10 protein-coding genes are annotated in these 12,442 nt (G+C 61.5%); 4 read left to right on the top strand and 6 right to left on the bottom strand.

The features are described from left to right. The first annotated feature begins 27 nt into the window (after window positions 1–27). Entirely contained in the window at window positions 28–1,695 is a 1,668-nt protein-coding gene (locus tag MF609_RS15135; RefSeq protein ID WP_066773386.1) for an ATP-binding protein, read from the top strand. Window position 1,696: 1 nt separating this feature from the next. Further along, window positions 1,697–2,353 (top strand): hypothetical protein, encoded by a 657-nt coding sequence (locus MF609_RS15130; protein WP_336944789.1) that lies wholly within the window; start codon window positions 1,697–1,699, stop codon window positions 2,351–2,353. Window positions 2,354–2,628: 275 nt separating this feature from the next. Here the strand turns inward: MF609_RS15130 and MF609_RS15125 are convergent, their stop codons facing one another. After that, window positions 2,629–2,958 (bottom strand): SMR family transporter, encoded by a 330-nt coding sequence (locus MF609_RS15125; protein ID WP_066675293.1) that lies wholly within the window; start codon window positions 2,956–2,958, stop codon window positions 2,629–2,631. Between the two features lie 467 nt (window positions 2,959–3,425). Here MF609_RS15125 and MF609_RS15120 point away from each other — a divergent pair, with 467 nt between their 5' ends. Next, entirely contained in the window at window positions 3,426–5,207 is a 1,782-nt protein-coding gene (locus MF609_RS15120) for a TonB-dependent receptor plug domain-containing protein (protein WP_242417096.1), read from the top strand. Window positions 5,208–5,284: 77 nt separating this feature from the next. On the opposite strand, the gene MF609_RS15115 is transcribed toward MF609_RS15120, so the two are convergent. Then, window positions 5,285–5,941 carry a cation efflux transmembrane domain-containing protein gene (locus MF609_RS15115; RefSeq protein WP_066675301.1) on the bottom strand — a complete coding sequence of 219 codons (657 nt, stop codon included), beginning with the start codon at window positions 5,939–5,941 and terminating at the stop codon, window positions 5,285–5,287. 64 nt (window positions 5,942–6,005) lie between these two features. Between MF609_RS15115 and MF609_RS15110 the strand changes: the two genes are divergently transcribed. Further along, window positions 6,006–6,410: a MerR family transcriptional regulator gene (locus MF609_RS15110; protein ID WP_066675305.1), complete on the top strand. Its 405-nt coding sequence runs from the start codon at window positions 6,006–6,008 to the stop codon at window positions 6,408–6,410. A 326-nt stretch (window positions 6,411–6,736) separates the two neighbouring features. On the opposite strand, the gene MF609_RS15105 is transcribed toward MF609_RS15110, so the two are convergent. The 4 genes from MF609_RS15105 to MF609_RS15090 form a co-directional block, all read right to left on the bottom strand. Beyond that, window positions 6,737–7,105 (bottom strand): hypothetical protein, encoded by a 369-nt coding sequence (locus MF609_RS15105; RefSeq protein WP_010409068.1) that lies wholly within the window; start codon window positions 7,103–7,105, stop codon window positions 6,737–6,739. Next, window positions 7,102–9,210 (bottom strand): site-specific integrase, encoded by a 2,109-nt coding sequence (locus tag MF609_RS15100; RefSeq protein WP_048939652.1) that lies wholly within the window; start codon window positions 9,208–9,210, stop codon window positions 7,102–7,104. Before MF609_RS15100 ends, MF609_RS15105 begins: the two co-directional genes overlap by 4 nt. Window positions 9,211–9,212: 2 nt before the next feature. Next, window positions 9,213–10,877, bottom strand: a complete 1,665-nt coding sequence (locus MF609_RS15095) for a hypothetical protein (protein WP_048939653.1) — start codon at window positions 10,875–10,877, stop codon at window positions 9,213–9,215. A gap of 110 nt (window positions 10,878–10,987) precedes the next feature. After that, complete coding sequence (locus MF609_RS15090; protein WP_037522502.1) at window positions 10,988–12,340, bottom strand: tyrosine-type recombinase/integrase; 1,353 nt, start codon at window positions 12,338–12,340, stop codon at window positions 10,988–10,990. Window positions 12,341–12,442 lie beyond the last annotated feature (102 nt).

Raw genomic sequence — 12,442 nt, 5'->3', positions numbered from 1 at the left:
CCCTCGCACGGCTCCGAAGGATCCGCCATGCTTCCCGCCACGATCTCCACCAGTGTCGCGCCCGAGACCATCAACAAGGTCACCCGGCTGTTCAACGGCTCGGTCAGCGACATCCTGCATGAGCTGCTGCAGAACGCGCGCCGAGCCGGCGCGAGCACGGTCGCCGTGTCCACGATCGGCCGCGCCGGCGACCGTCTCCTGCACATCGTCGACGACGGTCACGGCATTGCCGACCCGGCCAGTATCGTCACGCTGGGCCGCTCCGGGTGGAGTGACACGATCGCTCGCCGCGAGGATCCCGCCGGCATGGGCGTCTTCAGTCTTGCCGGTAGGGACGTCATCATCCGTTCGTGGTCCCAGGCCGCCCACCAAGGCTGGTGCGCCCACATCCCGGCATCAGCGTGGGAAAGCAGCCGGCCGATCGCGATCTCGCCGGATCCGATCGGGCGAGGCACCTCGATCAGCATCCGCATGGACTCCGCTTGGGAGGACGAGGTCCTGCCGGCGCTGAGCCATGTTGCGCGTCACTATCCTCTGCCCGTGACCTTCGACGGCGAAAGCGTCGAGCAGACGCCGTGGCTGGACGAGGCGATCTATGAGGAGCGCTGGAACGGGTGCCGCATCGGCGTGGTGAAGGAGCATCACCGCCGGGGAGGCGCGGCTCGTCTCAATTTCCATGGCCTGACGATCCCGTGCCCGATGCCGGTCGTGCAGCAGGTCGGCCGCGGCGAGGAATGGACGGTGCTGGTCGATATCGTCGACTGCCCGGCGCTCCAGCTGGTGCTCCCGGCTCGCAAGGAAGTCGTTCAGAACGACGCGCTTACGGCGCTGCGCGAGGCCGCGAGCAAGGCGATCTTCGGCGCTATCGCGTTGGAGGGATCGCATCGGCTGTCGCATAAGGACTGGCTGGAAGCCCGACGGCTCGGCGTCGCGCTGCCCGAGGCCGAATGTCGTCTCCATGGTTGGTGCGCTCCGCATGCCGCGGCGGGCGAAAGCTATATGTCCGGCAGCAGCTTCAACGACGGCACGATGATAATCATGCCGGACGTGGCCGCCATCGTGGCGCAGCCTGCCGAGCTGGCTATTCAGCATCATAAGCCATTCGCTGGTCCGCTCGTGTTCGGGGAGCCCGCCTTCGCCGGCTATCGCTGGTATGACGGGCTCGCGCGCGTTCAGACGCTCGGCTTCACCATCGAGCAGGAGGGCCGCACCTTCCACATCCGCGACGAGGAGGGGGCACCTTCGGACGTCGACAACGGCTATGTCGAGCAGCTGACGCTCGAAGTGACCGTCGCCCACGGCGACGCGGTCACGACGGTCGCCTGCGACGCCGACGTCGCCTTTGGTCCGGATTTCGATCTTTCGACCGAAGTCGACGACGTCGTGATCTTCGTCCGACGCGGTGCGGAGCTGCTGGCCCGGGACGTTATCTCGCTCCTCCAGCGCGCTGCCTTCGAACCGAGCTCCGACAGCTGCGCCGACAGTTATGAAACCCAGGAGGAACGGTTCCGGCGCGACGCCAGCGACCGGGTTCTGGCTTTGCTCGAGGGAACGGATGCTGCGCTCGAGGCACACATCCGCGGCCTGTTTCGCGACTATCCGGTCGATGTGCCAGCGGATCGCTCGGTGACGGTCACCATGACCTCGGCGGGCGTGTCAGTCACGATCGCCGAGCGCCAACCGGAGGTCGGGTGACATGGACATGCCCCCGCCACCCGTCGTCTTGGCCTACGGCATCGGGGTCGACAGCACCGCCCTGCTGGTTGAGCTCGTGGCGCGAGGCCGGGCACCGGACCTCGTTCTGAGCGCCGATACCGGCGTCGAGAAGCCGGCGACATACGCCTATCTCGACGTCATCCGTCCTTGGATGGACGGGCATGGCATCAGGCACGAACTGGTCTCGTACACCCCTAAACGGTTCAAACACTGGCCGCCCTATTACGGCCTGCTGGAGATGTGCCTCACGAACGCCACCCTGCCGAGCAAGAGCCTGGGCGGATCGAGCTGCAGCCTCAAATACAAGAAGGCGCCGCAGGATGCCTTTCTCGCCAACTGGCAACCGGCGATCGACGCCTGGAACCGCGGCCAGCGCGTTACGCGCCTCATCGGCTATGACGCAGGCCCCCGCGACACACTTCGCGCAAACCACGCGCTGTCGATCGAGGATCCGCTCTATGACTGTCAGTCGCCGCTGCGGGAATGGGGCTGGGACCGCGATGCCTGCGTCAGGCGGATCATCGCCGAAGGTCTTCCAGTACCCCCGAAATCGGCCTGTTGGATCTTATGTTTGCAGATGGTGTCTCGTCTCACCGCAACCCTTTATTTATGGGCTACAAAATTATCCGCCGTTTGAGACGATCCGAGGCCATTGAAGCGCTCGGGACAGTTGCAAAGCGCTACTGCACTTTGCAACTGTCCCGAGCGCAACCGCCGAAGGCGGTGCGACTCGTCGCGGCGGCATCCGGAATGACTTTGCTGAGCGGAAGAAACTGACTTGCCATTGCCCGTCGGGACTTGCTGATGCGGCCTTGATCGTTGCGCCGACAGATTGGGAAATGTCTGTTACGCGCCCATTCCGGTCGCTCAGCCGATGCACCGCAATCCCCGGAAGCTGCCGACCCCGACCGATCAGTGAGCAGCAGTCTGCGAGAACACGTTCATCACGATGACACCAGTCACGATCAAACCCATTCCCGCCATTGCCGGTAAGTCCAGCTTTTGCCCCTGAATGATCCAGGCAACGGCTGCGATCAATACGATGCCGCAGCCCGACCAAATTGCGTAAGCTATCCCGGTGGGAATGGTCTTCAATGTCAGCGACAGGCAGTAGAAAGCCACGATGTACGAGAGGGCAGTGAGAAGGCTGGGCGCTAGTTTGGTGAAACCTTCGCTCTGCTTCATGAAAGTTGTGCCGATCACTTCAGACACAATCGCCACCGCGAGTAGGACGTAATTCATGTGCGCTCCGTTTTTCCATCGGAAAGCACGGCCCTGTCATAACAAGGCGTCTTCCCGACATGGTCAGGTTTACGCCGCGGCAGGGAAGAACCCACGATATGCGGGCGCAGGAGACACCACCCTGCTACTCTATTCTCGGCGCCCCCTGATAACTGTTCCTGCTTGACCTGTCACGCTGCCTTCTGAAGGTCATCATCGGCTGCGCGGCTTACACAAGGCTGCCGGTGTTACCGTCAGGAGAATGTCCGGGCCTACGCGCGCTCCCGACGCAATGCGCACCGTCCCGGACGTTTCAACGGCCAATAGCAGATCCTGAAAACCGTTCTTGACCCTGTAGTCGCTACAGGTCTTATGGAGCCTTCCGTACCCGGCGTCAGATGTCGGGCAGGAACGGGGGCAATGTGAGTTTGATGGTTCGTGCCGGCAGGGTCTGTGTCGGGAGCAGCGCGCTGGTTATTGCAACCATGATGGCCGGTACAGCCTATGCGCAAGCACAGGTCCAGGCCGACCACACAGAGGAGGCTGAGACCGAGATTGTGGTCCAGGCGACACGGACGGGGCGCAGGGTTCAGGACGAACCGATCCGTGTCGATGTCATCAATCGCGAGGAGATTGAAGAAAAGCTCCTCATGCGCCCCGGCAACATCGCCATGCTCGTCAGCGAGACGCCGGGCGTGCGGGTTCAGACCACATCGCCCGCGCTAGGCGCGGCCAATGTCCGCATCCAAGGCCTCAAGGGCCGCTACACGCAGATCCTGGCCGACGGATTGCCCCTCTATGGTGGGCAGACACCCTCCATTGGTCTGCTGCAAATCCCGCCCACCGATCTTGGCCAGGTGGAGATCATCAAGGGCGCGGCATCGGCGCTCTACGGTCCCTCAGCACTGGGCGGCGTCATCAATTTGGTGTCGCGTCGTCCGGCCAGCGAGTCGCAAGGCGAACTCCTGCTCAATGCTACCAGTCGTGACGGACAGGATGTGACGGGGTATGTCGCCGCGCCGCTCAGCAGCGTGTTCAGTGCCTCGGTCACCGCTGGCTATGACCGTCAAAGCCGACAGGATCTGAACGATGACGGCTGGGCCGACATGCCCGGCTATGAGCGCTTCACAGTCCGGCCCCGTCTGTTTGTCAACACTGCCGATGGGACCAAAGCCTTGGTCACTTTCGGCGCGATGGCGGAGCAGCGCGACGGCGGAACGATGCCGGAAGCCAATGCGCCGGACGGATCGCCGTTCGCGCAGACGCTGCACAGCCGGCGCTACGACCTCGGCCTCACGGCCGAAACACCGCTGGAAGGCATCGGCACGCTGCGTTTGCGCGCGTCCGGCGTTACCCAATCGCATCGCCATGTCTTCGGCAAGACAGTGGAGAATGACCGCCACCGCACGGCATTCGCTGAGGCCTCGCTCGGCGGCAAGGCAGGCGAGACGACATGGCTGGCAGGCGCTGCGATCCAGTTGGACGACTATCGGTCCAAAGCGTTCTCAGCCTTCGATTACAGTTATACCGTGCCCGCGCTTTTCGTGCAGGGTGAGCAGGAACTGGCCGACCGGCTGACCCTGGCGGGGAGCCTGCGCTGGGATGCGCATAGCGACTATGGCTCACATGTCAGCCCGCGCCTTTCCGCGCTCTATCGCCCTGGGCCCTGGACGATCCGTGCGTCGCTGGGACGCGGCTTCTACGCGCCGACACCGTTTGTCGAGGAGACAGAGGCCAATGGCCTTGCGCGCCTTCTGCCTTATGGAAAGCTCAAAGCGGAGTTTGCCAACAGCGGGTCGATCGACTTCGGCTACGCCAGCGGACCGTTCGAAGCGAACTTCAACCTGTTTGCCTCGAGCATTGACCATGCCCAACAGTTGCAGACGGTGGACGCGGATCATGTCACGCTCATCAATGCCGATGGCGTCACGCGGACGCGCGGCGCCGAAGTGCTGCTACGTTATCGCTGGCAGGCTCTGTCTCTGACCGGCAGCTACGTGCATGTCGCCGCGAATGAACCCGATCTCGATGGCTCTGGTCGGCGGATCGTACCACTGACGCCCCGAGACAGCGCGGGCCTTGTCGGAATGTGGGAGAAGGAAGGGCGTGGCCGTTTCGGGATCGAGGCATACTATACCGGACGACAATCCCTACCGGACGCAAAGCAGGTCCTATGTCCAGCTCGGCGCTATGGGCGAAGTGATATTGGGCAAGGTCAGCCTGTTCCTCAATGCCGAAAACCTGCTCAATGTGCGGCAGACGAAATATGACCGGCTGCTCCTGCCGCGTCGCGCACCGGCGGGGGCATGGACGGTCGATGCCTGGGCACCGACCGACGGGTTTGTCCTCAACGGAGGGGTGCGGATTCGCTTCGGCGGAGAATAGGCCTGCTCCTCAGTTCACCGCGCGCCTGGTGGATGATCTGCCATCCGCCGGACAGCGCGAGCGCGGCCATGATTGCTGCGACAGCGATGTCCGGCCAGCCCGTGCCGGTGCCGAACACGCCCAGCGCTGCGGCGACCACGGCGATATTGCCGATCGCATCGTTGCGCGAGCAGATCCAGACCGAGCGCCGGTTGGCGTCACCCGCGCGGTGACGCCAGAGCATCGCGGCGCAGGCAAGGTTCGCGACCATTGCGATCACGCCCACGATCCCCATGGTCTCAGCAGCTGGAACTATGCCCTGCGTCGCCATCCAGATCGTGTTGCCCAGCACCCAAATCCCGAACAACAGAATCGATACGCCCTTGGCCATAGCCGCCCGCGCTCGCCACGCCAGCGCCATGCCCGCGACGCCGAGGCTGATCGCGTAGTTGGCAGCGTCGCCCAGGAAGTCGAGCGCATCGGCCTTGAGCGATGCAGACCCGGCAGTGACACCGGCGACAATCTCCACGCCAAACATGACCGCGTTGATCACAAGCGCGATCCATAACACGCGCCGCCATGCCGCATCGTTCAGCTTTTCGGTATTGTCCTGTGATCCGCCGCAGCATCCGCCGGCCATATGCATCTCCTGTTTCGGTGATGACAGGCCATATAGGGCCTGTAGCAACTACAGGGTCAAGGGTATGGCATTCACGATCGGCGATATGGGCAAGGCTACGGCCACGAAGATCGAGACGATCCGCTATTATGAGAAAATCGGCCTGCTGCCTAAGCCGGCGCGGACAACGAGCAACTACCGGGACTATGGGCAGGCGGAACTTGGCCGACTGTCCTTCATCCGCCGGGCCCGCGACCTCGGGTTTTCGCTCGATCAGGTCCGTGCGCTGTTAAGCATCTCGGGCGACCGCAGCTGCGATTGCGCCGGTATCGACCGGATCGCCAAAGAGCACCTACTTGAAGTTGACCGCAAGCTCTCGGACCTTGCGGCGCTTCGCAAAGAGCTGAAGGCGGTAATTGATTCCTGCGATGGCGGCATCGTTGCGGATTGCCGTATTATCGAAGCATTGGGGCCTGCATCGCCAGCCTAAGAATGGCAGTTGTTTGCCTTCCGCGGTCCATACCTGCCGTTCTCCTTACGGCCAATCGCGGTCATTTACATGCGAGATACCCATTCAAGCTGCTGGTCGCAGGCGGGCCGTTGATTGAGGGAATTCTTCGTCGAGTGATGGGCCCAACCAAAATCCATCAAGCGTTGTGCAGGGGAGGATCAGTGCTGCGCAAGCGGGGAGGGTTTTACACTGAACCTGCCTTCAATGCGTAGCCCGCCCGTGGCGGTCTCGCGTCGCCATGTAGCGTAGAGCGAATTGAGCGTGCAACGTGGCGTCGATTGTAATGTCCTCAGGACTTGCTCGCATCATGAGTCGGCCGGCCGTGGTTTTGGCAGCATTGAGCGCAATTGCCGGAGTTCCGCGTCTTTGGCTTCCAACGCAGCCTCCAGCATGATGATACGATTGAGCAACTGGTTGATCACGTTTCGCAGCTCGGCCTTGCCGCTCGTGCTTTGTGGTTTAGCCTTCGGCGGCTTCGGAGCTTCATCGAACAAAGCGAGAAGTTTGGAGCATCGATAGGCCGTCGCTCGACTGACCCCCGCCTCGCGCGCAACATTGGTTATGCTCAGCTTGCCATTCGTCGCGGTGCCTTTGCCGTCGCGCAAGCGGTTATAGGCGTCAAGCAGCGCGACGGTGGCTTGCGATTTCCGGGGAGGGTTCGCTTTCGTCGTCATCGTTCGACCTGTTCCAGCAACTGCCTGTAAATATCGATCTGTGCCTCAATGGCGTGTTTCTGGATCGGGCTGATGTTCTTGCCATTTTTCATGGTCTCGGCATCTGCGATGCATGATTGCAGAGCCAGCACATGCCGCCTCGCCACCACGCTGTTCGGACAACGAGCAGGCTGGCACCTCGTAAATGCCGGCTGCGCCTCAGCTCCTTTCACCTTCAAGCAGAGGGCGTGGTCGGCATAGAAGAAGCAGTCGTTGATATAACCCGGATGAAGCGTGACGGCGGTGTTCGAGAGCATTTTTGCGCGGCGCCGATCATCAACGACCGTGCCGGGCAGATCTCCGATCTTGTTTCTGATGCTTGTAAATTCGGCGACGAGTTTCGATCGCATGGGGCCGCCTGGATTGATCCCTGCCTTCCAGTCCTCGTACATCTCGACGATATCGCTGAGCTGAGCGAGGCGACGTTCCTCTTCGATCTCCGAACGGAAGCCGGATTGGGAAGTGCCCGCATAGCCTTCGAACATCATGGCGCTCGCGTGCCCATATTGTATCATGCCCGCGATCACGCCGAAGGGCTGACTGGCGATGTACCATGCAAGGGTGCGGCGGAGCTGACGCGTGCGCCACCGCCAGGGTTCATCACCCTCGTCCGGGATATGATAAAGTGCCAGTATGCGGTCGGCTTCGGCGGGCGCCGCCGCTGCCATTTCTTCGGCGAGCCGGCGACACTCTTTGGCAAAGTAATTCAGGTATACGGTCGATTGATGCGCCGTAAGCTGGACATTGCCCACCCCCCGAATCAAGGCCGGTTTGAACAGGGGCTCATCATCTCGCGGCGCTTCCGTTCGATCGGCGCTGTTGTGTAGATAGTCCTGCAACCGTATTGCTGCCAATACGGCCCTGGCAACAGGCTCTATCACGGTCCAGCGATGTTCAGCGCCGTCGACGTTTTTACGGGTTTTGAAGATTCTTCCGACGAGTTCGTAGCCCTTAACCTTCCCATGTTCGTCGCGCATGAGTCTGAGGCAACCACGCTTGAGCGCGGCCGCTTCCTCGCCGCGCATTCCTGATAATAGGCCGATTACGAGATAGCACGCGGCTATCGCCGGTATGAAGGTATAACGGCTGCTGAAGCTGGGAAGATGCGACCGCCACGCAATGTTTGTTCCTGGCATGCTGGCCCAACCACTGCTTGCGCCTGGGCGCTCGGTTCCGAGTTGCGAGATTGCCTTCTCGAGCATAGCTGAGCGTGCCTTCAGCACTGCCACGCCGAGGCCGCTGGCCTTGCAGATTTCTGGCCACGCGGGTCGACCATCTTGGGTCGCCGGTACTCCAGAGCCCGATGCTTCAAGCGCATCCAAATAAGCGCGCAGGCGCTGGTCGCTTAGTTTCGGTGACACTCTCTGCCGACGCGCGGCGATGTTGATGCCAGCTATACGATGTCGGGCGATAAGATCGTCGATCCCATGATGGACGTAGAACATGGCCCACCGCAACGCCGGCGCGCTAATGGCTTCCGGTATTCGCGGTGTGACATTTTCTCGGCCACCCCGGTATCCCGCGATCCTAGTCGCTGAACGGTTACCCCAAGGAGCTATCTCGATTCCCCGGAACGACAGGGAGGGCGTATAGAGCGCAAGTCGCCGTACGCAGAGGATCTTGTAGACAAGAGTTGCCGGTGCGAGGTGCCGCTTCGCGGACAGCCACTGATCCAGCCAAGGCTGATCGATCTCGTGGAGTCGAAGTCCGGCTTCCCGCACTTCTTGTAGAAAATGCCGGATTATATTGCCGACCTGCATCAGCGAACCAGGTTTCAGGACGCCGAGGCGGCCGCGCACATTGTCTCGGGAGTCGTAGTTTAAAGACAGGAACAGGTATTCTCGTATGAGCTCCCGCTCATCAGCATCGGCGATCCGACCGAAGCAGATACAGGCTTCATGGGCCTTTGTCGGCCGCGCGATGGCACATTCGAGCAGCCACTTATCGTCCCCGACCAGAGAGATATTCTGCTGCTCACGGCCACTCACGACCATCTGGGGCGGAATCACCAATGCCGAACGGTCAATCCGCCAAGATGCTTCGGCACGTTCCAGAACCCGACGCATGTTCAGCCCCGCTGAAGATGTGGCGGCAGCGCTGGCGCCACAGCGGCATTTTCCGCCGTGGACCGAGCCTGTTCGATATCGCCAGCGTCGAACACGGGGAGTATCTGTACCATAATTCGATTATGGTCGGCGCTGTAGCGCTCGTGCCACTCCGCTTCCGTCATGACGGCGCGCCGTTCAGCTAGCCATGTCAGATAGGTCAGCAATGCAGGCAGTTTTCGTGCGGTGAACACTGCATTCGAGCAATGGAGGCAGCCGGTGAACGCGGTGGCGCAGGAGCCGTTGTCGTTCCGCCCAAGAGGGCTCGACCAAAAGCCGGAACACATGCCAAGGAACGTATCGGCATCGCCTGAGACCAACGACGCGACCGCGCCTGCGTCGAGCTTTTGGTTTCCGATCGAGAGGCCGGATGCGAGCGCGCTGACTTCCTCCTTCGGTGGCAGGACCAACGGCATCATCGCCATGTCGAACAGTTGACCTTCAGCGACCGCTACCGAGCGTGCATGCTCTTCTCGAAGCCCGTCCACCGCGGCATAATGCCGAGCGGCAACTGGCTTCGAGTGATCGCTCGCGAAGCGCCGAAGGTGGCCTGTGTGGCGCAAGTAATTGTCCCGCTTCACCGTCTTCCTTAGCCGGGCGGGAACGATCTTGGTTATCGGCTTGCCCGCTTCGTCGACGAGCCCAAGGCTCCTGATCGCGGCATAGAAGTTGTGGGTAGAAAGGCTGAACCGCCGCCAGCTCGGCAGTCCGGCTGCAACGAAGCCCACCCACAGGTAATCCGCATTCGGGTCCCCTCGATCGGCCATTCGCTCGGCGGCGGGTCGGGATAGTTCGAGGGCAAGGCGAACGAGTCCGCCGGGCGTATTAATTCCACCATCACGCACGCGTTCGCGCTTGATCTTCGCGCGGGGGCCGCCTCGTCCCTTTGTGTATTCAATGGAGACGTACCCTCTCGCGGGGTTCTTCAGGCAGTCGCGCCGCAGGGTCCGCAGGCATTCTATCGGCATTTCGACCCGGAGCGCGATGGCGATGATGAAGCAGATCGCATCAGGCAGGGTCAGAACGAGAAGATCGCTGGCCGCGGCGATGGCAACCTTGCGATATTTGAACATGTCGAACTCGCTTCGAGCGGGGCGCGTGCCGTCGGCGACCCTCAGGAACACATTCTCAAAGCGGCTCCTCTCCGGCTTGTTTCGCAAAGCTTCGATCTGCTCGCGGCCCGACAAGATCCTTTCGCGTGTAGCTACCACGCTGCGATCAGCGGCGTCTTTCAGGACGCGAGCGACGAACGGTGTCAACGGTTCGCGGGGCCGTAATGCCGTTCCGTTGTGCCGGCTCGTGAAGTTGATCCGCGCCTTCAGATCCGGACGAAGCAGATCAGGGTTTCGTTCGTCTATCGCGCGAAGGCCGTGAACAAGGCAACGGAACCGGGAGTATTGACCCCGAACGTCGCAGGCATCGATGTCAGCGGCCGTGATCACGCGAAGCCCCCCGTTGAGGCGCCCGCTGGAGGACAGATGTTTCCCGAGCGGGATCCAGCTCTGTCGATACTGTTCGACACTCGGGACGGCCAGGCCGGCGAACAGCTCGTTCATCATCGGCCCAAGGTACAAGGCAAGATCGCGACCCAGGCCTTCGTTCCCCACCTCGTGCAGCAACCAGGTCATTTCGCGCCCGACACCGTCACGATGATGATAGGCTACGATCGCGTCGGCTCGCGGCTCCTCATCCTGCTGCGGAGGTAAATCGCGGAACGAGAGGCGAGGGCGACCCACTGCTAGAAGAAGCCCATCAGACGAGAGTCCAGCGCCTCGGCCGCCTGATCTACGATTTCGAAGGCTTCATCGAGGTAGGTGAGATATTTTTCAGTGGTCAGGACGCTGGCGTGACCCAGCCATCGCTGGACCCGGCGCAAGGGGTCGCTGACAACCTTCATGTAGATTTCCTCGGTTCGATCCGGGACAGATCGATCGTCGAGCCTCATCACTTCCGCTTTGACGAGGTGTGTAAGCCAGTAGACGGCAAAGGTATGCCGGAGGGTATGGGGCGATACGTGTAGGTCCCAGCCCATGTCCTCCGACAACTTCTTGCTGGTACGCCGGAATATCGACTGCCATGCCGCGGGGGTGAGGGCTTGGCCGTCCTGCGCCAGCCACAATGCTGCCGGCTGCGCACTTTCCAATGGTGCGCCCGATCCGGGCAGCAATAGGAGGTTGCGTCGTTCGTCGATGCGCAGAGTCGCCAGTGATCGAGGGCGCCGCTCGCCCTTGATCAAAACGCGTTGCCCGCCTGCAAGCGTGCCGATGAGCGGCTGCCGCATGGTCCGGACCCCACCCGCGCGTCGCCAGCGATCGACCAACTGGCTCCGCTCCTCGCGAATATAAGCGTCGATGAAGTTACTGGCTACCCGCCTCGGGAACGGCACTGATCGAGGTTTGCGCCCTTTGGTGATTCTGGCGGGCAGGTCGATCATGGTGCTGCGACAGCCGTGAAAGACGCGGGCGTTCGTCGTCGGAAGCTCACCGATCAGAAGGCTTGCGCCTTCTTCGAGCCTAACCCCTGTCGTCACAAGCAGCTCGGCGAACGCGGCATCGCGCATCGGATTCCGCCGGTGAGTGATGCCGTTCGCGTAACCCCCACCGAGCAGGCCTTGGTCTCGGAACAGAACGTAATCCTCGAGCGGGATCATGCGGATCGTATCTTCGGCAACCGCGCCATCACGGCGGAATCTGGTTTTCGGCGCAACTGATATCAGTCCTGCGTCCTCGCTGGCGGCCCATTGATAGAACCGCGTTAGCGCCGCAGAGGTGCGCTTCCAAGACGATCCCGATAGTCGGAGCTCGCCCGGCCCTTCGAGCCGAAGGCTGCGATATTTCCCTACGTCGGCACTCGATGCGTCGAGTAACGACTTTGAACGCGCATCCCGCAGGTAACGGGCAAAGACCTGAAGATCTCGAGCATAGTGGCCTGCGCTGGCAAGGGACACGCCATCGGATCGCAGGAACGTGATGAACGAATTGACTTCTACAACGGGGCTTCCGTCGGAATGAAGGAGAGAAGGGAGATTTGTTTCGGGTAAGTATTTGATTGCGTCCTGCTTTATGGAGTCATCAAGCGCAGGCCGGATCATCGTCCCATCAAGAAGTATAGGCTCGACGCCGAGCCAAGGATCGAACGGGAAAAGATGCACTGAACCCTCGACATGACACTGGGCGTTTCCATTTTATTGCCC

The organism is Sphingomonas panni (assembly GCF_022664435.1).
GTDB classification, from domain to species: Bacteria; Pseudomonadota; Alphaproteobacteria; order Sphingomonadales; family Sphingomonadaceae; genus Sphingomonas; species Sphingomonas panni.
The sequence above is the reverse complement of the archived record's forward strand: the minus strand, read 5'-3'. Positions and strand labels throughout refer to the sequence as shown.